The 23,093-nt window shown below is 70.0% G+C and carries 23 protein-coding genes and 1 pseudogene; 12 read left to right on the top strand and 12 right to left on the bottom strand.

Annotation, left to right across the window (positions count from 1 at the left end; all coding sequences use genetic code 11):
• Positions 1–12: 12 nt before the first annotated feature.
• The 3 genes from EZH22_RS15190 to EZH22_RS15180 all read right to left on the bottom strand — a co-directional run bounded on the left by EZH22_RS15190 (position 13) and on the right by EZH22_RS15180 (position 2,961).
• Positions 13–762, bottom strand: a complete 750-nt coding sequence (locus EZH22_RS15190; RefSeq protein ID WP_231710977.1) for an RlmE family RNA methyltransferase — start codon at positions 760–762, stop codon at positions 13–15.
• On the bottom strand, positions 759–1,838 hold the full coding sequence (locus EZH22_RS15185) for a Ppx/GppA phosphatase family protein (RefSeq protein WP_203191405.1): 1,080 nt from the start codon (positions 1,836–1,838) through the stop codon (positions 759–761). The genes EZH22_RS15190 and EZH22_RS15185 overlap by 4 nt, the downstream gene beginning before the upstream one ends.
• Positions 1,839–2,211: 373 nt before the next feature.
• The gene (locus tag EZH22_RS15180; RefSeq protein ID WP_203191404.1) at positions 2,212–2,961 is read right to left on the bottom strand and encodes a transaldolase family protein; all 750 of its coding nucleotides are present in this window, start codon (positions 2,959–2,961) and stop codon (positions 2,212–2,214) included.
• Between the two features lie 318 nt (positions 2,962–3,279).
• Here EZH22_RS15180 and EZH22_RS15175 point away from each other — a divergent pair, with 318 nt between their 5' ends.
• Positions 3,280–3,645, top strand: coding sequence for a hypothetical protein (locus EZH22_RS15175; protein ID WP_203191403.1), 366 nt, complete (start codon positions 3,280–3,282; stop codon positions 3,643–3,645).
• 68 nt (positions 3,646–3,713) lie between these two features.
• On the opposite strand, the gene EZH22_RS15170 is transcribed toward EZH22_RS15175, so the two are convergent.
• The 5 genes from EZH22_RS15170 to EZH22_RS15150 form a co-directional block, all read right to left on the bottom strand.
• Positions 3,714–4,148, bottom strand: a complete 435-nt coding sequence (locus tag EZH22_RS15170; RefSeq protein ID WP_203191402.1) for a DUF2023 family protein — start codon at positions 4,146–4,148, stop codon at positions 3,714–3,716.
• Complete coding sequence (gene fldA, locus EZH22_RS15165) at positions 4,127–4,609, bottom strand: flavodoxin FldA (protein WP_203191401.1); 483 nt, start codon at positions 4,607–4,609, stop codon at positions 4,127–4,129. The genes EZH22_RS15170 and fldA overlap by 22 nt, the downstream gene beginning before the upstream one ends.
• A gap of 553 nt (positions 4,610–5,162) precedes the next feature.
• Positions 5,163–6,182, bottom strand: a complete 1,020-nt coding sequence (gene ilvC / locus EZH22_RS15160) for a ketol-acid reductoisomerase (protein WP_203191400.1) — start codon at positions 6,180–6,182, stop codon at positions 5,163–5,165.
• 167 nt (positions 6,183–6,349) lie between these two features.
• Positions 6,350–6,865 carry an acetolactate synthase small subunit gene (ilvN, locus tag EZH22_RS15155; protein WP_203191399.1) on the bottom strand — a complete coding sequence of 172 codons (516 nt, stop codon included), beginning with the start codon at positions 6,863–6,865 and terminating at the stop codon, positions 6,350–6,352.
• Between the two features lie 274 nt (positions 6,866–7,139).
• Positions 7,140–8,900, bottom strand: a complete 1,761-nt coding sequence (locus EZH22_RS15150) for an acetolactate synthase 3 large subunit (protein ID WP_203191398.1) — start codon at positions 8,898–8,900, stop codon at positions 7,140–7,142.
• Between the two features lie 462 nt (positions 8,901–9,362).
• Here EZH22_RS15150 and EZH22_RS15145 point away from each other — a divergent pair, with 462 nt between their 5' ends.
• The 7 genes and pseudogenes from EZH22_RS15145 (at position 9,363) to lpxK (ending at position 15,067) form a co-directional block, all read left to right on the top strand.
• Entirely contained in the window at positions 9,363–9,836 is a 474-nt protein-coding gene (locus EZH22_RS15145; protein WP_203191397.1) for a hypothetical protein, read from the top strand.
• Positions 9,837–9,929: 93 nt separating this feature from the next.
• Complete coding sequence (ubiA, locus tag EZH22_RS15140; protein ID WP_203196563.1) at positions 9,930–10,811, top strand: 4-hydroxybenzoate octaprenyltransferase; 882 nt, start codon at positions 9,930–9,932, stop codon at positions 10,809–10,811.
• 91 nt (positions 10,812–10,902) lie between these two features.
• Entirely contained in the window at positions 10,903–11,730 is an 828-nt protein-coding gene (locus EZH22_RS15135) for a 3'(2'),5'-bisphosphate nucleotidase CysQ (protein ID WP_203191396.1), read from the top strand.
• Between the two features lie 15 nt (positions 11,731–11,745).
• Positions 11,746–11,997: a DUF4170 domain-containing protein gene (locus EZH22_RS15130; RefSeq protein WP_203191395.1), complete on the top strand. Its 252-nt coding sequence runs from the start codon at positions 11,746–11,748 to the stop codon at positions 11,995–11,997.
• 52 nt (positions 11,998–12,049) lie between these two features.
• Positions 12,050–12,748 carry a lysophospholipid acyltransferase family protein gene (locus EZH22_RS15125; RefSeq protein WP_203191394.1) on the top strand — a complete coding sequence of 233 codons (699 nt, stop codon included), beginning with the start codon at positions 12,050–12,052 and terminating at the stop codon, positions 12,746–12,748.
• Positions 12,745–14,039 (top strand): annotated as a pseudogene (locus EZH22_RS15120) (3-deoxy-D-manno-octulosonic acid transferase). Before EZH22_RS15125 ends, EZH22_RS15120 begins: the two are co-directional and overlap by 4 nt.
• Positions 14,039–15,067: a tetraacyldisaccharide 4'-kinase gene (lpxK, locus tag EZH22_RS15115; protein WP_203191393.1), complete on the top strand. Its 1,029-nt coding sequence runs from the start codon at positions 14,039–14,041 to the stop codon at positions 15,065–15,067. Before EZH22_RS15120 ends, lpxK begins: the two are co-directional and overlap by 1 nt.
• Positions 15,068–15,148: 81 nt before the next feature.
• Here the strand turns inward: lpxK and EZH22_RS15110 are convergent, their stop codons facing one another.
• Together EZH22_RS15110 and xseA are read right to left on the bottom strand one after the other, a co-directional pair.
• The gene (locus EZH22_RS15110; RefSeq protein WP_203191392.1) at positions 15,149–15,370 is read right to left on the bottom strand and encodes a DUF2093 domain-containing protein; all 222 of its coding nucleotides are present in this window, start codon (positions 15,368–15,370) and stop codon (positions 15,149–15,151) included.
• A 72-nt stretch (positions 15,371–15,442) separates the two neighbouring features.
• A complete protein-coding gene (gene xseA, locus EZH22_RS15105) occupies positions 15,443–16,921 on the bottom strand; it encodes an exodeoxyribonuclease VII large subunit (protein ID WP_231710975.1) in 1,479 nt (492 codons plus the stop codon).
• A 111-nt stretch (positions 16,922–17,032) separates the two neighbouring features.
• On the opposite strand from xseA, the gene purD reads away from it, so the two are divergent.
• From purD to EZH22_RS15085, 4 genes are all read left to right on the top strand, one after another.
• Complete coding sequence (gene purD, locus EZH22_RS15100) at positions 17,033–18,298, top strand: phosphoribosylamine--glycine ligase (protein ID WP_203191391.1); 1,266 nt, start codon at positions 17,033–17,035, stop codon at positions 18,296–18,298.
• Entirely contained in the window at positions 18,298–18,744 is a 447-nt protein-coding gene (locus EZH22_RS15095; RefSeq protein WP_203191390.1) for an acyl-CoA thioesterase, read from the top strand. Before purD ends, EZH22_RS15095 begins: the two co-directional genes overlap by 1 nt.
• Positions 18,745–18,855: 111 nt before the next feature.
• On the top strand, positions 18,856–19,431 hold the full coding sequence (locus EZH22_RS15090; RefSeq protein WP_203191389.1) for a DUF1214 domain-containing protein: 576 nt from the start codon (positions 18,856–18,858) through the stop codon (positions 19,429–19,431).
• Positions 19,432–19,553: 122 nt separating this feature from the next.
• Positions 19,554–20,087 carry a DUF1254 domain-containing protein gene (locus tag EZH22_RS15085; protein WP_203196561.1) on the top strand — a complete coding sequence of 178 codons (534 nt, stop codon included), beginning with the start codon at positions 19,554–19,556 and terminating at the stop codon, positions 20,085–20,087.
• Positions 20,088–20,272: 185 nt separating this feature from the next.
• On the opposite strand, the gene gltS is transcribed toward EZH22_RS15085, so the two are convergent.
• Both gltS and EZH22_RS15075 read right to left on the bottom strand, forming a co-directional pair.
• Positions 20,273–21,481 carry a sodium/glutamate symporter gene (gltS, locus tag EZH22_RS15080; RefSeq protein WP_203191388.1) on the bottom strand — a complete coding sequence of 403 codons (1,209 nt, stop codon included), beginning with the start codon at positions 21,479–21,481 and terminating at the stop codon, positions 20,273–20,275.
• A 145-nt stretch (positions 21,482–21,626) separates the two neighbouring features.
• Positions 21,627–23,090, bottom strand: a complete 1,464-nt coding sequence (locus tag EZH22_RS15075; protein ID WP_203191387.1) for a GntP family permease — start codon at positions 23,088–23,090, stop codon at positions 21,627–21,629.
• Positions 23,091–23,093: the final 3 nt, after the last annotated feature.

The raw sequence follows: 23,093 nt of genomic DNA, 5'->3' as shown, positions 1-23,093 counted from the left end.
TTCCGGGAGGCCTCAGCCGGGCGAGGCCGCCTCGTCCGCATCGCCGGGGGCCGGCTCGGCTGCATCCGCCAGCGCCCGCCCCCTGAAGCCGGTGGCCAGCACGTAGAGCTCGGCCGAATCGGCGCGGCTGGCGGCGGGCTTGATGTGCCGGATCTGGGCGAAGTCGCGCTTGAGGTCGCCGAGCAGCGTGCCCTCGGTGCCCCCCTGGATCACCTTGGCCAGGAATGTCCCGCCCGGCGCCAGCACCTGCCGGGCGAACTCGGCGGCAAGTTCCACGAGGCCGACGATGCGCAGGTGGTCGGTCTTCTTGTGACCGGTGGTGTTGGCCGCCATGTCTGACATGACGAGGTCGGCCTGGCCGCCCAGCATCTCCATCAGGCGCCCGGGGGCTTCGGGGGTAAGGAAGTCCATCTGGGCGAAGGTCACGCCGGGAATCGGGTCGATCTCCAGGAGGTCGATGGCGACGATCTTGCCCTGCCCTTCCTCAAGCCCGATCTTCTTCGCCGCCACCTGGCTCCAGCCGCCGGGGGCGGCGCCCAGGTCGACGATGCGCAGGCCGCGCCTGAGGATCTTGGCCTTCTCGTCCAGCTCGATGAGCTTGAAGGCGGCGCGCGAGCGCCAGCCCTCCCGCTGCGCGCGGGCCACATAGGGATCGTTGAGCTGGCGTTGCAGCCATTTCTGCGACGAGGTGGTGCGGCCGCGCGACTTCTTCACGCGCACCTTCAGGGGCCGGCCGTCGGGCCCGCGGGGAGAAGTTGTCACGCGCCGCCACCCTCGCGCGGATCGCCACTGCGCGGATCGCCGCCGCCGGCAGGCTCGCGCCGGGTTCGGCGCCATGCGCCGTCGGCCCGCATCAGTTGCACCAGCATGCCCTCGCGCAGGCCGCGATCGGCGACTCTCAATCGGTCGGTGGGAAACACGCGGCGTACCGCCTCCATGATGGCGCAGCCGGCCAGCACCAGGTCCGCCCGCTGCGCGCCGATGCACGGATTGGCTACCCGCTCCTCGAACGACATGTCCATGAGCCGGTCCACCACCCGTTCAATATGTGCCGCGCCGAGCCACGCCCCGTCCACCCGCGTGCGGTCGTAGCGGTCGAGGCCGAGATGGATGCCGGCCACCGTGGTCACCGTGCCCGAGGTGCCGAGCAGGTGCAGGCGCGCCGGCGCGCGCACGCCCCAGCTCTGGCGCACGCCGTCGAGCATGCCGCACACCTCATCCACCATGGCCCGGAACACCGCCGAAGAGACCTTCACCCCGCCATGCCGCTCGGACAGGGACACCACGCCCACCGGCAGCGAGACCCAGGAGCGGATGCGTGCCCGCGGCGGCCCGTCGTCCCCCGCCGGGCGGCGGCCGAGCCACACCACCTCGGTGGAGCCGCCGCCGATGTCGAACAGCACCGCCCCGTCGCAGGTGGGGTCCACCAGCGGCGCACAGCCGGCCGCGGCCAAGCCGGCCTCGGTGCGGCGGTCCACCACTTCGAGGGCAAGGCCGGTGCGCGCCTCCACCCGGGTGCAGAAATCCTCGCCGTTGACCGCCGACCGGCAGGCCTCGGTGGCGACGATGCGGGCGCGGGAGACGCCCCGCATCTCCATCTTCGCCGCGCAGATCTCCAGCGCGGCCACCGCCCGGTCCATGGCGGCATCGCACAGGCGGCCCGACGCGCCGAGGCCCTCGCCGAGGCGCACGATGCGCGAGAAGGCATCCACCACGCGGAAACTGCGCGCGGTCGGCCGGGCGACGAGCAGGCGGCAATTGTTGGTGCCGAGGTCGATGGCGGCGTAGACCGGGCCACAATGGGAGCCGAACGGCGCCGTCGCGCCGTCGCGCCGCACCGGCGATCCCGACTGGACGCCAGCGGCCGGATTAGCGCTTGCCGCCGGCTGGACGCTCGCCGCCGGCAGGACATTCGGCGCCGGTGGGACCGCCGCGCGGCGCCCCTCCGCCCCGCCTTCCGTAGCGTTACGCTCACGGCAAGACGGCTCCGGGCCTGACGCGGGCCCGTGCGTCTCGTCCCTCATGTCCATCCCCTCGCCACATGGCGGTCCATGCGCTCCCGTCGGTCCGCATGGCGCGCGGCCGACTGCGCCTTGCCGCCAGTGTAACAGGGTAGGCCGCGTGCGCAATGGCGCGGCCTGCCCGCGGAGCAGGCAGGCCGCTTAAATGCACAGGACCGACGCCGGGTGGGCGGGGCCGGCGGCCGGCCGCTCATTCCGCCGCGGCGCGGCCCTTGAGGTCGAGGGTGAGGCCGGCTGCGAGGGCGTCGGAGCGGAAAGCCTTCACCGCGTCCAGCGAGAGTTCCGCCGCCGTCCTGGAGCCCAGCGCCGGCAGCTTCTTCAGCACGTCGGCGGGGGCGGTAATGATCTGGCAGCCCATCTGGTCCGCCTCGATCACGTTCCACACCTCGCGGGTGGAGGCCCAGATGACCTCCACGTTCGGCGTCTGGCGCGACAGGTCCACCGCCCGCGATATGGCGGGCTTGTAGTCGATGCCGAGGTCAGCGAGGCGGCCGGCGAAGACCGAGATGATGGAGGGCGCGCCGCCGGCGAGGGCCTTCACCCCCTCCTCCACCTGCGGCACGTCGAAGATGGCGGTGAGGTTCACCTTCACCCCGTCGCTCACGAGGTCCCGCACCAGTTCATAGAGCGTCTCGCCCCTGGTGGTGGAGACCGGCAGCTTGACGTGCACATGCTCGCCCCAGGTGGCGATGACGCGGGCCTGGGCGCGCATTTCCGGAATTTCGTCGGAAAACACCTCGAACGAGATGTGACGGTCCGGCACGGCGGCCACCAGGTCCCGGGCATAGGCCTCGTAATCGGTCACGCCGGCCTTGCGCAGCAGGGAGGGATTGGTGGTGAAGCCGGCGATGTGAGGCTGCTTCGCCATCTCCACGATCTGTGCCTTGTCGGCACCGTCGGTGAAGAGCTTCACCTTGAGATCGCTGAGCTTCACGGACATGACTGGCTCCCTTCTCGCCGGATCCGGCCGCACCCCGCCCCCGACCGGGGGCCGCCGAGGCCTGCAGCCTAAAGCGCGCCACCGGATGCACGCCCGGCGGCGCGGATCACGCATGCACCGGCCATCCGCGCACGGCAAGGGGAAAATCCGGCCGGACCCGCGCCGCCGCCGGGCGGTCCCGCCGCCGCCGGCTTTACGCTTTGTTCACCATGACCGCACGCGGGCCGTCGCTGGCAACTTCCGGGAAAGGTGCCCGGCCTAATTTGGCTTTCGCCGGGGTCCCGGACTTCAGAAGTGTGACGGCGTGAAGAGGCGGGGATGATCTCGACCGACATGGTGGAGCGCATGGCGCGCGCGATGCATGCATTCTCCCGGCAGCGTTATCCGCTGCTGGAAGCATGGGACAACCTTTCTCCGGAACGGCGCGCCTACCAGCGCCAGCTTGCGGCCCACGCGCTCCAGGCCCTTACCCCGCACGACGTGATCGAGATCACCTCCCACGCGGCGCCGCAGATCGTCGCCATCCCGGTGGAGCCCGGCCCGTGGGCGCTGGCCGAATTGCAGGAAGCGGCCATCTCCGACAACGGCACCGCCGTGGACGCCCGTCGCCGCTACCGGTCCTTCCTCGCCACGGCCTCCCTGCCGCTGGCGACGCGCCACGCCGAAGGCGAACAGGGCCACTGAGCCTCCCCAGGGCCGCGACACCCAGAGCGGCGCATGCGCTCCGAACGCGCGGCGGAACGGGGTCCGGCTCACTCCGCCGCGAGGACGACCGGCCCCGCCCCGCCGCACCCGGTGCGCGAGAGATAGCGCCGGCACTGCTGCTCCCGGTCGTAGCCGAGCAGCGTTCCCAGCATGAAGTCCTCTTCCGGCGTCAGCGTGTTGAGCGGGCGCGTGACGATGGCCCGCGCCACCGCCACGAAGGCGGAGCGGCCAAAGAAGAGGTTCACCTTGGCCGGGCTCACCTGCTGCACGAAATGGTCGATGCCCTGGTTCTCGAGGCGCACCGCCACCAGGGCCAGCTCCTCGCGGCTGATGGTCATGAGGAACAGGGCGCGCACGCCCCGTCCATATTCATAGACGTGGTGATGGAACAGCCGCAGCACGCCCGAGGCCGGTTGCCCGAGCGCGCCGAGCGCCGCGTGGGGCGTGCGCGCCTCGCCGTTCACAGCAGCTTGCTCAACCATGCCGTCACCCTCTTTTCGGTCATGCCCGACTGCGTGTCCTGATCGAGGGCGAGGCCGACGAACTGGCCCTCCCGCTCGGCGGTGGAGCCCACATAATCGTAGCCGGCGGTCTCGGTGAAGCCGACCACCACGGCGCCGAGCTCGGACACCTCGTCAAAGAGGATGCCCATGGCGTCGACGAAGGAGGTGGGATAGGCGGACTGGTCGCCGGTGCCGAACAGGGCCACCTTCTTGCCCTTCAGCCGGGCGCCGCGCAGCTTGTCGATATTCTCTTCCCAGTCGGTCTGCAGCGTGCCGTCGCCGTAGGTGGGCGAGCCGAGGATGAGCAGGTCGCAATTCTCGAAATCGGCCTGGGACGCCGCCTTGATGTCGACGGAACGGCCCTGGCACTTCTTGGAGATCTTGGAGGCAACGCCCTTGGTGGCTCCGCCGTCGGAGCCGAAAATGACAGTGACGATCATGTCCTCATCTCATTTTTGAAGAATTCAAATTCAAAACTCGACGCCCCCGATTCAAACAGAGGCGAACAACCCATCAACAAAACAATTGATATCTGGAACAGTGACAGAGGCAACACAGGACTTCAACGGATTGATGGAAGCCGAAACCTCTGGTATAGATCAATGCAGTCAATCCGGAAGCACTCAAGAATAATTACAATTCGAATATTCTGCTCGCATCGGCTGAGGTGCGGACGGAGGCATGGTGCCAAGGCGGCGCATGAGTGCCATCGCCCTGAGCCGACGCACCGCCGGGAATTTTCCCGCGCTGCGGCGGCCGGCCTTGGCCTCGGGGCCCGGCCCGCTCCCGGTCATCCGCCTCCGTGTCAGCCCGCGTGACTTCTCACGGCCGCACCGCTTGGACGCCCCTGTCAGACGCGGGCATGGCAGGTGCGGGACGGCGCTCACTCCGGCAGTCGCCTCCGCTCCCCTGTCACCGCACAACCCGACCTTACAAATAAAAAGCCCCGGAGCGGCAAAAGCCGTTCCGGGGCGGAGACGCGAACGACGAGAATCAGTTCTTGGTCTTGTCCACCAGGGCCTTGGCCTTGATCCAGGGCATCATGGCGCGCAGCTTCTCGCCGACTTCCTCGATGGGATGGGCGTTGGCGCGGGCGCGGGTGGCCTTGAACGAGGCCTGGTTGACCTTGTTCTCCAGCATCCAGTCGCGGGTGAACTTGCCGGACTGGATGTCGTTCAGCACCCGCTTCATCTCGGCCTTGGTCTCGGCGGTGATGATGCGCGGGCCGGTGACGTATTCACCGTACTCGGCGGTGTTGGAGATGGAGTAGTTCATGTTGGCGATGCCGCCCTCATAGATGAGGTCGACGATCAGCTTCACCTCGTGCAGGCACTCGAAATAGGCCATCTCCGGGGCGTAGCCGGCTTCCACCAGGGTCTCGAAGCCGGCGCGGATCAGCTCCACGAGGCCGCCGCAGAGCACCACCTGCTCGCCGAACAGGTCGGTCTCGCACTCTTCCTTGAAGGTGGTCTCGATGATGCCGGCGCGGCCGCCGCCGATGGCCGAGGCATAGGAGAGGCCGAGGTCATGGGCGTTGCCCGAGGCGTCCTGGGCGATGGCGATGAGGGTCGGCACGCCGCCGCCGCGCTGGTACTCGGAGCGTACGGTGTGGCCGGGGCCCTTGGGCGCCACCATCAGCACGTCGAGGTCGGGGCGCGGCTCGATCAGGTTGAAGTGCACGTTGAGGCCGTGGGCGAACAGCAGCGCCGCGCCGTGCTTCATGTTGTCGGCGAGGCTCTCGCGGTAGATGTCGCCCTGCAGCTCGTCGGGGGTGAGCATCATCACCACGTCGGCCCACTTGGCGGCGTCGGCCGGGCTCATCACCTTGAAGCCCTCGGCCTCGGCCTTCTTGGCGGTGGCGGAGCCGGGACGCAGGGCGACCACGACATCCTTCACACCCGAGTCACGCATGTTGAGCGCATGGGCGTGGCCCTGGCTGCCATAGCCGACGACGGCGACCTTCTTGCCCTTGATCAGGTTCAGGTCGGCATCGCGATCGTAGTAAACGCGCATCGTTTTCTCCTTGTGGGCGTTGTCTTGAATGTCGGTGTGATCCGCGCCGGGCGTCCCTTTGCACCGGATTGCGGGAAATGGGAACAGCCGTTCGCGCCGGACGGCGGCTTTCCCGCCCTGCCCCGGCGCGAGGCGCTGCCTCAAATGATGAACGGGAACATTCCGTCCTACATGGCCTCCGGCCCGCGGGAGATGGCCACCACGCCGGTGCGCGCCACTTCCACCAGGCCGAGGGGCTCCATGAGCCAGGCGAACTGGTCGATCTTGTCGGACTTGCCTGTGATCTCGAACACGAAGCTCTCGCGCGTGGCGTCGATGACGCGGGCGCGGAAGGCCTCGGCCAGCCGCAGCGCCTCGCCGCGGGCCTCGCCCACGCCGCGCACCTTCACCATGGCGAGCTCGCGCTCCAGCGAAGCGGCCTCCACCGTGAGGTCGCGCACCCGGTGCACCGGCACCAGGCGGTCGAGCTGGTTCTTGATCTGCTCGATCACCATGGGCGTGCCGGTGGTGACGATGGTGATGCGCGAGAGGTGTCCCTCGTGGCTCACCTCGGACACGGTCAGGCTGTCGATGTTGTAGCCGCGGCCGGAGAACAGGCCGATGACGCGGGCGAGCACGCCCGGCTCGTTGTCGACCAGGACGGAGAGGGTATGGCGCTCGATGGGCTCGGGAGGCTGGGACATGATGGTCTCGGATGGGGAAGGACGGCGGGGCGCCGGGAAGAGACTCCCTCTCCCCTTGCGGGAGAGGGCTGGGGTGAGGGGTATGTCGCGGTCCGTCAGACGCCGGGGTTTGATCCCGGCGTCCTCCCCCCTCACCCCCCGGCCCCTCTCCCGCCCGAACTCGGCTGTTGGCGAGTTCGGGAGGTGAAAGTCGAAGTCGGCAACAGCCGACTTCGAGGGGAGAGGGGAGGAGCACGAAAGGGAGAGGCGCGGAGCGCGGAAGAAGTCCGCCGCCTCACACCAGCATCTTGCCCTCGTCGGTGATCGCGTCGTCGAGATCCACGGCCATGTCGCCAAGGATCATCTCGTTGTGGGCGCGGCCCGAGGGGATCATGGGGAAGCAGTTCTCCTGCTGGTCCACGATGCAGTCGAAGATCACCGGCCGCTTGATGTTGATCATCTCCTGGATCGCCCCGTCGAGGTCGGCCGGCTTGTCGCAGCGGATACCGACGCCGCCATAGGCGTCGGCGAGCTTCACGAAGTCGGGCAGCGCCTCCGAATAGGAGTGGGAATAGCGCCCGCCGTGCAGCAGCTCCTGCCACTGGCGCACCATGCCCATGTACTTGTTGTTCAGGATGAAGATCTTCACCGGCAGGTCGAACTGCACCGCCGTGGACATCTCCTGCATGTTCATGAGGATGGAGGCCTCGCCGGCGATGTCGATGCACAGCGCGCCCGGGTGGGCCTTCTGGGCGCCGATGGCGGCGGGCAGGCCGTAGCCCATGGTGCCGAGGCCGCCGGAGGTCATCCAGCGGTTCGGCTCCTCGAAGCGGAAGAACTGCGCCGCCCACATCTGGTGCTGGCCCACTTCCGTGGAGATGTAGACGTCCTTGTCCTTGGTCGCCGCATAGAGGCGCTCGATGGCGAACTGCGGCTTGATGATCTCGTCCGAGGCGCGATAGGCGAGGCAGTTGCGCGCGCGCCAGCGCTCGATCTGCGCCCACCAGTCATCGAGCGCGGGCTTGTCGATCCTGAGGTCGCGGCCCTTCCAGGCCGAGACGAGATCGGCGAGCACCCGGCCGCAATCGCCGATGATGGGCAGGTCCACCTTCACATTCTTGTTGATGGAGGAGGGATCGATGTCGATGTGGATCTTCTTCGAGCCCGGCGCGAAGGCGTCGAGGCGGCCGGTGATGCGGTCATCGAAGCGCGCGCCGATGCACACCATCACGTCGCAGCCGTGCATGGCCATGTTGGCCTCGTAGGTGCCGTGCATGCCCAGCATGCCGAGCCACTGCCGGCTCGCCGCCGGGAAGGCGCCGAGGCCCATGAGCGTCGAGGTCACCGGCACGCCGGTGAGGCGCGCCAGCTCGCGCAGGAGCCGGCTCGCCTCGGGCCCGGCATTGATGACGCCGCCGCCGGTATAGAAGATCGGCCGCTTCGCCGCGGCGATCATCTCCACCGCCGCGGCGATCTGCGGCGCCTCGGCATTGAGCTTGGGCCGGTAGGTCTTGTGCTGGATGTTCTCCCGGCCGACATAGGTGCCGGTGGCGAACTGCACGTCCTTGGGAATGTCGACCACCACCGGGCCGGGGCGGCCGTTCTGGGCGACGTAGAAGGCCTCGTGCAGCACCCGGGCGAGGTCGTTCACGTCGCGCACCAGGTAATTGTGCTTGGTGCACGGCCGGGTGATGCCCACCGTGTCGCATTCCTGGAACGCATCGTTGCCGATGAGGTGGGTCGCCACCTGCCCGGTGATGCACACCACCGGGATCGAGTCCATCAGCGCGTCGGTCAGCCCGGTGACGGCGTTGGTGGCGCCGGGGCCGGAGGTGACGAGCACGACGCCCACCTGGCCGGAGGAGCGGGCATAGCCCTCCGCCGCGTGCACGGCGGCCTGCTCGTGGCGCACCAGGATGTGCTCGATGGCGTTCTGGTGGAACAGGGCGTCATAGATGGGCAGCACCGCCCCGCCCGGATAGCCGAAGATGTGCTCCACGCCCTGGTCGGCGAAGGCCTGGATCACCATTTCGGCGCCGGTCATCTGCTTGGTCATGGTCTCGAACTCCCGCGAGGCGCCTTGCAGCCCCGATCGGCCCTCAAGGCCGGCATTGCATTCCAGAACGGTGAAAGGCCCTTAGAAACGACGAAGGGGCCCGAAGGCCCCCAAACGCGCGCCACCTCGTTCGATTGAGCCCTCAGGCTGAACCGAAAGTGGCGCGCCCACCTACGAGAAGAATAACGATCTTGCGCATGGCCGCGCCATCCCTTCCAAAAGTTGCGCGAAACTACCGGCGCGGAACCCGCTCGTCAAGCGCCCTCGCGGGCGATTGAATCCTGATTGCGCCGGCCGCCCCAAGCTGGCGGCCTCAAGCGGGCGGACGCCGCCGCGATTTCGACACTCCGTTAGGGAATGTATGAGAACTTCACGCAGCGCCGCCGTGATATTGCCCTATCTTGGGGCTCTCTATATCAACGTCAACGTTCCGCTGGGGCGGTCGAGGAGGGGCACAGCCGCATGAAGACTCTGACGCTCGTGATGTCGGCCGCATGTGTTGCGACAGCGCTTGCCGCCGGCGCCGCCCGTGCCGACTGCCAGAGCGACGCCGCCTCGATCCGCCAGGAGATCGACGAGAAGGGCAAGACGTTGCAGGCCGCCATCAAGAAGAAGGCCGACCCGATGACCCTGTGCCCGTTGTTCAAGGCCTATACGGCGGTCGAGGCGAAATGGGTCAAGTTCCTGGGCGACAACAAGGATTGGTGCCAGATCCCGGCCCAGGTGGTGGAGCAGGCCTCCACCGGCAGCAAGAAGACCATCGAGGTCCGCAACAACGTCTGCAATGCGGCCGCCAACGGCGGTGGTGCCGCCGGTCCCGTCAAGCTGCCGCCGCAGGGCTCCCTCTCCAGCGCCCTCGGGGTCACCACCGGCTACAGTATCGGCCAGTCGAAGAATAGCGTCTTCGACACGCTCAACGGCAACGCGCTGAAGTGAGGCCGATCGATTGAGTTTCAGCCAAGGGTCCATGGGCCCAACTGTCGCAGATGCCCCCGGGGCAACTGGGTGGACCGGTTTGCGCCGGCGCGGATGCGCCCGTTCCTGCACCTCGCGCGCCTGGATCGCCCCATCGGCTCCTGGCTGCTGCTCCTGCCCTGCTGGTGGTCCACGGCGCTCGCCGCCATCGCCGACGACCGGCCCTATCCCGACCCCGTCCTTCTGGTGCTTTTCGCCGTCGGCGCCGTCGCCATGCGCGGCGCGGGCTGCACCTGGAACGACATCCTCGATCGCAAGATCGACCGGCAGGTGGCGCGCACCCGTGAGCGGCCGGTGGCGAGCGGCGCCGTCAGCGTGCCGGCAGCCCTGGCCTTCCTGGTGTTTCAGGCGCTGATCGGCCTCGCCGTCCTGCTCAGCCTGCCGCATTTCGCCATCGTCACCGGCCTCGCCTCCCTCGGCGTGGTCGCCATCTACCCGCTGATGAAGCGCATTTCCTCGGTGCCGCAGCTCACCCTGGGCATCGCCTTTTCCTGGGGCGCGCTCATGGGCTGGGCGAGCGTCATGGAGACCATCTCCGACCCCGCTCTGCTGCTGTTCGCCGGCTGCGTGCTGTGGGTGTTCGCCTACGACACCATCTATGCCCACCAGGACAAGGAGGACGACGCCGTCGTCGGCGTGCGCTCCACCGCCCTCCTGTTCGGCCGCAGCACCGGCCTCGTGGTGGCCCTGAGCTACGCCGTGGTGGTGATCCTGTTCGCCATGGCCTTCCTGTCGGTGCCGACCGGCTTCTTCTCCGCCCTCGGCCTGGTGGGCTTCGCCCTGCACCTCACCGGGCAGGTGCGACGGCTCGACATCGACGACCCGGCCCGCTGCCTCGCCGTCTTCAAGTCGAACCGCGATGCCGGCCTCATTCTTTTCGCCGGGCTTGCTCTCGACAGCCTCGTCCCCAACACGCTGGCACCGCTTCTGCCGTAAGGGTCGGCCCGGCATCCGGCGAAGACCGATTGCCGCAGCGCAACATGCGCACGCTTGCCTCCGGCGGCGCGCCCGCCTATCTGGCAGGCGCATGAGCATCGAGCCCACCCGCCCTCCGGTCGGGGCGCATCCCGCGCCGACCGATACGCTCGCCCGCCAGCTCGCCGAGACGGTGACGGAAGCGGGAGCGATGGCGCTCGCCATGTTCCGCGCCGGCGTGAAGTCCTGGACCAAGGCCCATGATTCCCCGGTGACCGAGGCCGACATGGCGGTGGACCGGTTCCTGAACGAACGCCTTTCCGCGCTCGCGCCCGAAGCCGCATGGCTGTCCGAGGAGAGCGCGGACGGCCCGGCCCGCCTCGCCGCGCGGCGGCTGTGGGTGGTGGACCCCATCGACGGGACCCGCGCCTTCATGGCCGGCGGGGCCGACTGGGCGGTCTCGGTCGCCCTGGTGCAGGACGGCCGCCCGGTCCTGGCGGCGCTGTTCGCCCCTGCGAGCGACGAGCTGTTCACCGCCGTGGCCGGAGGTGGCGCCACGCGCAACGGCGCGCCGCTGCATGCGGGAACCCGCGCCACGCTGGAAGGCGCCGCCGCCGCGGGGCCGGCCGCCGACCTCGACGCCCTGTCCCGCATGGCCGAGGTGCGGCGGCTGCCGCGCACCCGGTCCCTCGCCTTGCGCATCGCGCGGGTGGCGACGGGGGAGATCGACATCGCCTTTTCCGGCGGCAACAGCAGCGACTGGGATCTTGCCGCCGCGGATCTCGTGGTGCACGAGGCGGCGGCGCGGCTGACGACGCGCGAGGGCGCGCTCCTGCGCTACAACGCCCCGGTGCCGCGCCACGCGCCGCTGATCTGCGCCGGAACAACCCTTTATCCGGCGGCGCTTGACGCCGCCCGCACCGCTTTCAAACGCAACTGACCTTTTGGGGACACCATGACCGAGACCAGCGCCCGCAAGCAATTGCCTCATCTCGTATTCGGCGGCGAGCTCACGTCCATCGACGGCGCCGAGTTCAAGGACCTTTCCAAGCTCGACATCGTCGGCATCTACCCCGATTATGCCAGCGCCGCGGCGGCCTGGAAGGGGAAGGCGCAGCAGACCGTGGACAACGCCATGATGCGCTACTTCGTGGTTCACCTGCACCGCCTGCTGGATCCCGAAACCGGTAAGGTGCAGGGCGACTGAGGCTCCCGCGCCCGCGGCGACAGAAAGAAAAAGAAAGCGAGCAGACCCGAAGATGTGGCGGCGACTGAGGACAAACCGCGCCTTCCAGGTGGCGGCAGGCACGACGTTTGCGTCCTATTTCAAGTTCGTGGCGCACACCACGCGGTTCGTGATCGAGCCGCCGGACATCTTCGACACCATCGACGAGCGCATGCCGGTCATCATGACGTTCTGGCACGGGCAGCATTTCCTGGCCCCGTTCGCCATGCGGCCGCACCACAAGGCCAAGGTGCTGATCTCCCGCCATGCGGATGCGCAGATCAACGCCATCGCGGCGGAAAAGCTCGGCGTGGGCACCATTCGCGGCTCGGGAGCCACCTCCCGCCGCGACTTCCACCGCAAGGGCGCGGTCTCCGCCACCTACGAGATGCTGCAGACCCTGTCCGAGGGCATCAACGTGGCGATGACCGCGGACGTGCCGAAGATCGCCCGCCGGGCCGGCCTGGGCGTCGTTACCATTGCACGGTATTCAGGACGCCCTATCATCCCGCTCGCCATGGCCACCCGAAACCGTATCACTCTCAAGAGCTGGGACCGCGCCAGCCTCAACCTGCCGTTCGGCCCGGGGGCCGCGGTGGTGGGCGAGCCGGTGTTCGTCGCCCGCGACGTGGACGAGGCTGGCCTCGCCGCCGCGCGCGACCTGCTCCAGGCGCGGCTCGAAGCAGTGACCGCCCGCGCCGAGGCGCTCGCGGCCGGGTCGAGGGGCGCATGAAGGGCCGGGCCCTGCCGCTGACCCTTCGCCTGTACCGTGGCGCCAGCTCCGCGGCTGCCCTTCTCGCCCCCGCCTGGCTGTCCTACCGCGTCCGCAAGGGCAAGGAGGATCCCTCCCGCCTCGCCGAGCGGCGCGGCCGGGCCAGCGTCGAGCGGCCGGACGGTCCGCTGGTCTGGGTGCATGGGGCGAGCGTCGGCGAAGTCATCTCGGTTCTGCCGCTGATCGAGCGGTTGGACGCGCGCGGCTTCCGCGTGCTGCTCACCTCCGGCACCCTCACCTCCAGCCGCGTGGCGGAGCGCCGGGCGCCGCCGGGGTGATCCACCAGTTCGTGCCCCTCGACGCGCGCGGCTTCGTGGCCCGCTTCCTCGACCACTGGGCGCCGGACCTGGTGCTCATCGCCGAATCCGAGCTCTGGCCGAACCTCATCGCCGAGCTGGGCCGGCGCGGCACCGCCGTGGTGCTGGTGAATGCCCGCCTCTCCGAGCGCTCCGCCAAACGGTGGGCGCGCCTGCCGAAGAGCGCCCGCGCCCTGCTCTCGCGCATCGACCTCTGCCTCGCCCAGAGCGAGGAGGACGGCAGCCGCTTCCGCGACCTCGGCACCCCGCGGGTGGAAGTGAGCGGCAACCTCAAGTTTGACGTGCCCCCGCCCGCCGCCGATTCTGGGGAGCTCCAGACCCTCGCCCGCGCCTGCGCCAACCGGCCGATGCTGCTCGCCGCCTCCACCCACGAGGGCGAGGAGGAGGCGGTCATCGAGGCGCACGAGATGCTGGCCTCCAAGATCCCGGGCTTCCTCACCGTCATCGCTCCCCGCCATCCCGACCGCGGGGTGGATGTGGCCGCCCTGGCCCAGGCCGCCGACCTCACCACCCGCCAGCGCAGCCTGGGCGAGCTGCCGGATCGCGAGACCGACGTCTACGTGGCCGACACCATCGGCGAGCTGGGCCTGTTCTACCGCCTCGCTCCCGTCGTGTTCATGGGCGGCTCGCTGGTGGAGCATGGCGGGCAGAACCCGATCGAGCCGGCGAAACTCGGCGTCGCCGTGGTGCACGGCCCGCATGTGTGGAACTTCGGCCCCGTCTATGAGCGCCTCGACAGCGAGGAAGGCGCCTTCGAGATCGGCGACGCCCTCGGCATCGCCCGTGCCACCTACGCCCTGCTCAGGGACCAGGAGCTGCGCAGCCACACCGTCGATTCGGCCTTCGCCACGGTGACGGCGCTGGGCGGCGCGCTCGACCGGACGCTCGCCGCCATCGAGCCCTACCTCATCCAGATCCGCCTGCAGAGGCGCTGATGCGCGCCGCGCCGCGCTTCTGGTGGCGTCCGCCGGGCCTCGCCAGCGCCCTGCTCGGCCCCGTCGGCGCGCTGGTGGGCGCGGTCGCGCTGCGCCGGATGGACGCGCCAGGCGGCATGGTCGGGGCCCCGGTCATCTGCATCGGCAATCCCACCGTGGGCGGGGCGGGCAAGACCCCCACCGCCATCGCCCTCCTCGACCGCCTGGCGGCGCGCGGCGCGCGGCCCTTCGCCCTGTTGCGCGGGCATGGGGGCACGGCGCGCGGCCTGCTCCGGGTGGATCCGGCCCGGCACGGCGCGGCGGAGGTGGGCGACGAGGCGCTGCTGCTCGCCCGCCATGCCCCGACCATCGTTGCCGGCGGCGACCGGATCGGCGGCGCCCGCCTCGCCGTTGCCGAGGGGGCAAGCCACATCGTCATGGACGACGGCTTCCAGAACCCCTCCCTCCACAAGGACACCGCCCTGCTGGTGGTGGACGGCGCGGTCGGGGTCGGCAACGGCCGGGTCACCCCCGCCGGCCCGCTGCGGGCGCCCCTCGCCCCCCAGCTCGCCCGCGCCGATGCGGTGCTGGTGGTGGGGGACGGCGCCGCCGGGGAAACCGTGGCGCAGGCGGCGCGCCGGGCCGGGGTAAAAGTGCTGCGCGGGCGCCTCGCCCCCGATCCGCGGGCCATCGCGGCCTTGCGGGACGCCCCGCTGCTGGCCTTCGCCGGCATCGGGCGACCGGAGAAATTCTTCGCGACGCTGGCGGCGGAAGGGCTGGCGCTGGCCGACCGCCGCGCCTTCCCCGACCATCATCCCTTCCGGATCGGGGAAATCGAGGCCCTCGTGGCGGAAGCGGCGCGGCTGAAGGCGCGGCTGGTGACCACGGAGAAGGACATGGCGCGCCTGTCCGGAGCGGGCTTCGCCGCATGGCGCGGCGCCATCGCCGTCCTGCCCGTCACGCTCCGGCTGGACACGCCGGAGGCCCTCGACGCGCTTATCGCCGGGGCCGAAGCACGGTGCGCGGAGCGCAGGGGAAAAGGCTCATAGCGGCGGAATGCCCCCCCGGCAGCGGGCGCACCGCTGAAGCCCGATTTGGCAGGCGGGGACATTCGGCCCGGCGCCCGGGCTTCAGCCGGCGGAGCGCTCGCGCACGCGGGTCAGCACCGCTTCCGGGTCCAGATAGGCCTCCTGCAGGTCCACGCTCCAGTAGCGCAACTCGTCGAGAGGGATGGTCTGGCCGGTTACCGCGCAGCGCACGAAGCTGCCGGGCCGCAGGATGCGGAATTCCCCGTCAAGGTAGCGGACTTCTGCCTCGCCATGGGGCTCGGAGAAGCGTTCAAAACGATTCATCACCGGGGTCGAAATCCTGCTTGGTGTCGCAGACAAGATAATCCCTTATCCCGCAATGCGAAAGGGGCGCCGTCACGGATCGAACAGGGTCGGCCCCGTCTCGGCCTTGCGCGCTCGCCGCGCCGGCGGCTTGGGACGGGGTGCTCCTCCCGCCGGCAGAAGGTCCGGCGCGCGCCCCACGGTGACGCCCACTCGGCCGTCGGCAAACTCCAGATCGAGCGCCGATCCCGGCACGGCGGCGGCGGCGCTGCGCACCGGCTGGCCGGCGGCGTCGCGCACCAGGGCGAAGCCGCGGCTGAGCACGCCGTGATAGGACAGGGCCTCCAGCAACTGCCCCGCGGCCTTGAGCCGCGCGGCGCGCCGCTCCGCCGCGACGGCGAAGGCCCGCCCGAGCCGGTCGCCGAGCCCCTCCACCCGCTCCTGCCCGCGTACGACACGCGCCTTCAGCGCCTCCGGCGACAGCCGGGCGCGGATCGCCACGAGGCTCAGCCGGTGCGCGCCCGCATTGGCCTTCAGCGCCCGCGGCAGCCGCTCGCCGGCCACGTCGAGGCGCTGGCGCGGAACGGCGAACAGGCTCTCCGCCGATGGCAGGAGGCGCGCGAGCGCCCTCAGGTCCGCCTTGCGCCGATCCAACAGCCGCAGCGGCGCGGCGACGAGGCGGGCGCCCAGGTCCTCCACCGTGGCGACGAGGTCGGCCCGCACCGGCACCACCATCTCGGCGGCGGCGGTGGGGGTGGGCGCGCGCACGTCGGCGGCGAAATCGATGAGGGTGACGTCGGTCTCGTGCCCCACCGCCGCCACCAGGGGAATGGCGCTCTCCGCCGCCGCGCGCACCACCGCCTCGTCGGAAAATCCGAGCAGGTCTTCCAGCGCGCCGCCGCCGCGCGCCACCACGATCACGTCCGGCCGGGGAATCGCGCCGCCTTCCGGCAAGGCGTTGAAGCCGCGGATGGCCGCCGCCACCTCCGCCGCCGAGGTTTCCCCCTGCACCCGCACCGGCCACACCAGCACCCGGCGCGGAAAGCGGTCCGCCAGGCGGTGGAGGATGTCGCGGATCACCGCGCCGGTGGGCGAGGTGATCACGCCGACCACCAGCGGCAGGAACGGCAGGGGCACCTTGCGGGCGGGATCGAACAGGCCTTCGGCGGCGAGTCGGCGCTTCCTCTCTTCCAGCATGGCCATGATGGCGCCGGCGCCGGCGAACTCCAGCGCCTCGATCACGATCTGGTAGCCGGACTTGCCCGGATAGGTGGTGAGACGCCCCACCGCCACAACCTCCAGCCCCTCCTCCGGCCTGAGGCGCAGGCGCTGGAAGGTGCCTTTCCAGATGACGGCATCGAGCCGCGCCCCGGCATCCTTCAGCGAGAAATAAGCATGGCCCGACGAATGCGGCCCGCGATAGCCGGAGATTTCACCGCGCACGCGCACGTGGCCGTAGGCGTCCTCCACCGTGCGGCGGAGCGCCGCCGAAAGCTCGGAAACGCTCCATTCGGGCGCATTGGCGCGGGGTTCTGCGACATCCACCATCGAATCGCGGTCCAGCCTGCTCATGAAAACAGCATAACGGGAAGAGGGCCCATGCGGCGAGCGCAGAGCCGAAGCCCTTGTTTGCGCGGCCCCGAGCCGATAGGCGATTGGGACAAGATACGACGGGGAGGCCGCATGAACATCCTGCTGCTCGGTTCCGGGGGCCGCGAGCATGCGCTCGCGTGGAAGCTGGCGCAGAGCCCGAGCCTGGGCCAGTTCTACGCCATACCCGGCAATCCCGGCATCGCCGAGCATGCCGACCTGATCGAGGGCATTCCGCTCTCCGCCCACGACACCATCGTGAAATGGTGCCTCGACCACACCATCGACTTCGTCGTGGTGGGCCCCGAGGCGCCCCTCGTGGCCGGGCTGGTGGACCGGCTGGAGGCCGCCGGCATCCCCGCATTCGGCCCGACCGCGGCCGCCGCCCGCCTTGAGGGCTCCAAGCTCTTCACCAAGGAATTGTGCCGCGCCCACGGCATTCCCACCGCCGCCTTCGCCCGCTTCACCAGCCCGGCCGAGGCCGCCGCCTATGTGCGCGCCGAGGGCGCGCCCATCGTGGTGAAGGCCGACGGCCTCATGGCCGGCAAGGGCGTGGTGGTGGCGCTTTCGGTCGAGGACGCGCTGGAAGCGGTGGAGCAGGTGTTCGCCGGTGGCGGCACCGAGGTGCTGATCGAGGAGTTCATGGAGGGGGAGGAGGCGAGCCTCTTCGCCCTGGTGGACGGCGAGACGGTGGTGCCCTTCGGCAGCGCCCAGGACCACAAGCGCGCCTTCGACGGCGACCTCGGCCCCAACACCGGCGGCATGGGCGCCTATTCGCCGGCCCCGGTGCTGACGGCGGAGCTGGAGCGCCGGGCGATCGAGGAGATTCTCGTCCCCACCGCCCGCGCCATGGTCAGCGCCGGCACGCCCTATCGCGGCGTGCTCTATGCCGGCCTCATGCTCACCACCGCCGGACCGAAGCTGGTGGAATACAATTGCCGCTTTGGCGATCCCGAATGCCAGGTGCTGATGCCGCGCTTCGCCGGCGACCTGCTGGAGGTGCTTCTCGCCACCGCCACCGGCCGCCTCGCGCAGGTGACGCCGCTGTGGTCCACGGACGCGGCCCTCACCGTGGTCTATGCCTCCCGCGGCTATCCCGGCCCGCACCAGACCGGCAGCGCCATCGGCGGCCTGGAGCAGGCGGGCGAGGTGGAGGGCGCGCTGGTGTTCCAGGCCGGCACGCGGCGCAAGGGTTCCGGCCTCGTCTCCAACGGCGGGCGGGTGCTGAACGTGACCGCCACCGGCCCCTCCCTCGCCGCCGCCCGCGAGCGCGCGTACGCGGCGCTAGCGCGCATCGACTGGCCGGACGGCTTCTACCGCACCGACATCGGCTGGCGCGCCCTGGGGCCCGGCGCCTGATGTCCGCCCGCGCAAGGCCCCCTTTGCCGCGCCTGGAGGACTTCCCGGTCAAGGCGGTGGACACCATCCGCTACGGCGACACCGACAAGCTCGGCCACGTGAACAACGCGGTGTTCTCCACCTTCCTGGAAACCGGGCGCACCCGGGTCCTGCTCGATGCCGGCCGGCCGATCGCGCCGGCGGGCGCCGGCTTCGTCATCGCCCGTCTCGTGCTCGACTACATCGCCGAGATGCACTGGCCGGGACAGGTGGAGATCGGCACCGGGGTGACGGCGATCGGGCGGTCCTCGGTGACCATGCGGCAGGCCCTGTTCCAGAACGGCGCCTGCACCGCCACGGCGGAAACCGTGATCGTGTTGTTCGACATGGCGCACCGCCGCCCCCTGCCCCTGCCGGAGGCGAGTCGCGCGCTGCTCGGCGAACTCCTCCCCCGCACCGGGTCCTGATCCGCCGACGGCGCTGAACCCGGGCCTTCGGCGGGCACGATCCCGCAGGCCCGCGTTGCCAGCGGGTCGGCCCCTGCTCTAGAAGGGAGGGGAAACTCCCTAGGACGTGCCGTGCGCCTCCTGCCCCTCGCCTTCACGCTTCTCGTCGCCACCATGCTCGGGCTCGGCGTCACGTGGTTTTCCGTGACCCATTCGCGCGGGCTCGACGTGGTGCGTTCCGGCGCATGGGAAGGCTGGCCGCGCGCCGGCACGGTGAAGGCCGACCCCTATGCCCGCGCCGCCTTCGCCCGCTCGGGCGAGCTGCCGCTGGAGCTGGCGGACGGCTTGCTGTTCCTCGCCACCACCGATGACGGGGGCGCGCCGCTGGACGGGCGCTGCGAGACACGCATCGTCGGCATGCTGCCGCAGGCACGGCTGTGGACCCTCACCGTGATGGATCAGGACGGCCAGCTCATCGCCAACGATGCGGGCCGCTACGGCTTCACCAGCGCGGAGACGGTCTATCGCGACGACGGGGCCATTGACATCCGCCTCTCACCCCGCGCCCGCCCGGGCAACTGGCTGCCCACCGGCGCCCGGCCGCGGCTGAAGGTGGCGCTGCGCCTCTACGACGCGCCGTTTTCCTTTACCTCCGGCGCCGCCGATGCGGGCGGCCTGCCGCGCATCAGTCGGGAGGCCTGCCTGTGACCGCCCTCGACGAGCTGCGCGAGGAGGCCGCCGGCCTTGGCGTCCGGCTGCGCCGGCTGGCGGCGCGGATCCCCCGGCCGCACATCCACCTGTCGCGCCCGCGCATCGGCTCGCCGCTGGGGCTGCTGCTGCCGGCCGCCTTCACCCTGGTGCTGGCCGCCATCGCCCACATCGTCTCCATCCTGGCCATGCCGGCGCTGGCCGAGCGCAACGCCTATGCGCGCCTGTCCGAGCGCACCGACGCCAACGTGCTGGTGCTGCTGCCGGACCCGACCCCGCGCGAGACCGCACTGCCAATGATGGACCCGGCTTTCATCTCCGCCGTCTGCCTCTACGACCTCTCCGAGGGCGCGCTGAAAGTGCGGGTGCCGGCGACGGCGGATTATACCTCCGTCTCGTTCTACACGGCGGAGGGACTCGCCTTCTATGCGCTGAGCGACCAGGCGGCGGGCAAGGTCATCGAGCTTGATCTGATGACGGCGAGCCAAAAGGCCGCTCTGCCGGAAGACGAGGAAATCACCGCCGCCGACCGCCTCGTCATCGAATCCCCGGCGCTGGAGGGCATCGTGGCGGTGCGGGCCTTCGTGCGCGAGCGGGGCATGCGCGAGCTGGTGCGCAAGCAGCTGGAGGCCGCGAGCTGCTCGGTCGGCGGCTGAGATCCGCCTCCATTCCATGGTTTAAAGGGCGATTCACCGAGCAAATTGAACCAATTGGCTCGGATCGCGCTCTAGAGCACGCGCCGACCGGCTTGCATCGCAAGCTGGTCGGATAACGCGTCCTCTTTCTTATAGTTAGAGGGCGATTCACCGAGCAAATTGACCCAATTTGCTCGGATCGCGCTCTAGCGGATCATGAAGCCGATGGCGAGCGCGTTGGCGATGTCGATGAAGAAGGCCGAGACCAGCGGCAGGATGATGAAGGCGAGCGGCGCCGGCCCGTGGGTGCGCGTCACCGCCGTCATGTTGGCGATGGCGGTGGGCGTCGCCCCGAGGCTGATGCCGGTGAAGCCGGCGGAGAGCACCGCCGCCTGGTAGTTGCGGCCCATGGCCGGGAACACCACGAACAGGATGAAGGCCACCGCCACCAGCGTCTGCAGCCCGAGCACCAAAGCCAGCGCCGGCCCGAGGCCGCCCAGCGTCCACAGCTGCATGCTCATCAGCGACATGGCGAGGAAGATCTTCAGCGACAGGTCCGAGATCAGCGCCAGCGCCGACGTGCGCGCCGGCCAGGCCATGCGCGGCATGGCGTGGGGCAGCGTGTTGGTGAGCACGATGGCCACCAGCAGGCACACCACGAACAGCGGCAGCTTGATGCCGGTCATCTCCACCACCCCTTCCAGCGAATAGGCGATGAGGATGACCACGTTGAGCACCAGCAGCGCGCTCAGGATGTTGCGATAGGTGACCTTGCCCGCCTCGGGTCCCACGTCGTTGTCGGGCAGGCCGACCATGGGCGGCAGCAGCTCCTCGCTGCTCAGCTTGAAGCGGTTGATGAGGATGCCGGCCACCGGACCGCCCACGAGGCTGGCGATGACCAGGCCGAGGGTGGCGCTGGCGATGCCCACCTCCAGCGCGTTGGGCAGGCCGAAGCGCTCCGAGATCAGCGGCGCCCAGGCGATGGTGGTGCCGTGGCCGCCGATGAGCGACACCGAGCCGAGCAGCGGCGCGATGCCCTTGGGCAGGCCGAGGGCGGCGGCGCTGCCCACCGCCACCACGTTCTGCACGGCAAGGTAGACCACCGTCAGCAGCAGCAGGATCAGCAGCGGCCGCCCGCCGGTGGCGAGGTCCGACAGCCGCGCGTTGAGGCCGATGCCGGTGAAGAAGTAGAGCAGCAGCATGTCGCGTGCCGCAAGGTCGAAGGAGATGGCGAGGCCCAGGGCGCGATAGGCGAAGAGGGTCGCGAGCGCCGCGAGGATGCCGCCGGTGACCGCCTCCGGAATGTTCCAGCGGCGCAGCGGCGCGATCACGCCGTTGAGCCCCGCGCCGATGAAGTACACCACGATTGCGAGGGTGAACGTGATGAAGCCCGAAACCTGGAAGGTGGCCGGCATGTCCCCCGCTGTGCGTGCTGGTGGTCGGATAACGTTTGATCTAGAGCATTTTCGCCGGTCCTTGAAACGCGAAAATGCGCCCGATCCCGATCCTCGCGGCGATCCCGATCCTCGCGGCGAGGCCGGCGGCGATGAGCCTGCCCCGTCAGAAGCTGCCGACCAGGGAGCCGAGCACGATCACCGCGGCGAGGGCGATGAGCGCGCCCACCACCGCCGCCATGACGATGTCGAGATAGCCTTCCTTGTGGGTGACGCCGCACACCGACAGCAGCGTCACCACCGCGCCGTTGTGGGGCAGGCTGTCGAGGGTGCCCGAGCCGATCACCGCCACCCGGTGCATGAGGGCGGGGTCCATGCCGATCTCATGGGCGATCTTCATGTAGGTGGGCCCCAGGGCGTCGAGGGCGATGGTGAGGCCGCCCGAGGCCGAGCCGGTGAGCGCCGCGAGGATGTTGGTGGCCACCGCCAGCGACACCAGCGGCCCGCCGCCGATGCCGAGCACCCAGTTGCGCACGTCGGCGAAGGCGGGAAGCGCGGCGACGATGGCTCCGAAGCCGACCAGGCTCGCCACCGACAGGATCGGCAGCACCGAGGCGTTGGCGCCCGCCGTCATGGTGGCGCGCAGCTCCGGCACGCTGCGGAAGTTGATGGCGATCACCGTGACGATGGCGGCGGCCAGCGCCACGATCACCGACCACACGCCGCCCACCGCCGACAGGCCGATGCCGCCCCATTCCGGCTTGGCCAGGAAGGAGGTGTCCATGCGCGGCAGGATGGCGAAGGACATGAGCAGGTTGACAACGATCACCACGACGATGGGCAGGGCCGCAAGCAGGATGGGCGGGTTCTTTTGCGCCGCCTCGCTGCGGTGGATCTCCGCCGGGTCGAACGGGCCGGCGGTGGTGGCCCGCTCGCGCACGATGGGATCGTCCGCCGCCTCCTCCGCCGATTCGTCGGCCGGCGCGGTGAAGGCGCCGAAGCCCTCGCCCAGCGCCCGCGCCGCCGTCTCCCGCCGCTTCAGCCACCACATGCCGAAGGCCAGCATGATCAACGAGGCAATGATGCCCAGCCCCGGCGCCGCGAACGGCGTGGTGCCGAAGAACGGCATGGGAATGGCGTTCTGGATGGACGGCGTGCCGGGCATGGCCGACATGGTGAAGGTGGAGGTACCGAGCGCGATGGCCGCCGGCGTCAGCCGACGCGGCACCCCGGCCGAGCGGAACAGGGCGACGCCCATGGGCGCGAGCACGAAGAAGGCGACGAACAGGCTCACGCCGCCATAGGTGACGATGGCGCCCGCCAGCACCACGGCGAGGATGGCCCGCTGGGCGCCGAGCTTCACCGTCATGAAATTGGCGATGGAGGTGACCGAGCCGGAATCCTCCATCAGCTTGCCGAACAGCGCGCCGAGCAGGAACAGGGGGAAGAACTGCGCGACGAAGTCCGCCGCGTTGCGCATGAAGGTCTGGGTCCAGCTCGCCAGCAGCGGCTCGCCGGAGAAGGCGGCGGCGATGAGGCCCGCGATCGGCGCCAGGATCAGGATCGAGGAGCCGCGGAAGGCGAGGTAGATGAGGATGGAGAGGCCGACGAGGATGCCGATCAGACCCATGGC

It is taken from the genome of Xanthobacter dioxanivorans, assembly GCF_016807805.1.
GTDB lineage: Bacteria > Pseudomonadota > Alphaproteobacteria > Rhizobiales > Xanthobacteraceae > Xanthobacter > Xanthobacter dioxanivorans.
Note: the sequence above shows the minus strand (reverse complement) of the source record. Positions and strands in the feature narration are given on the sequence as shown.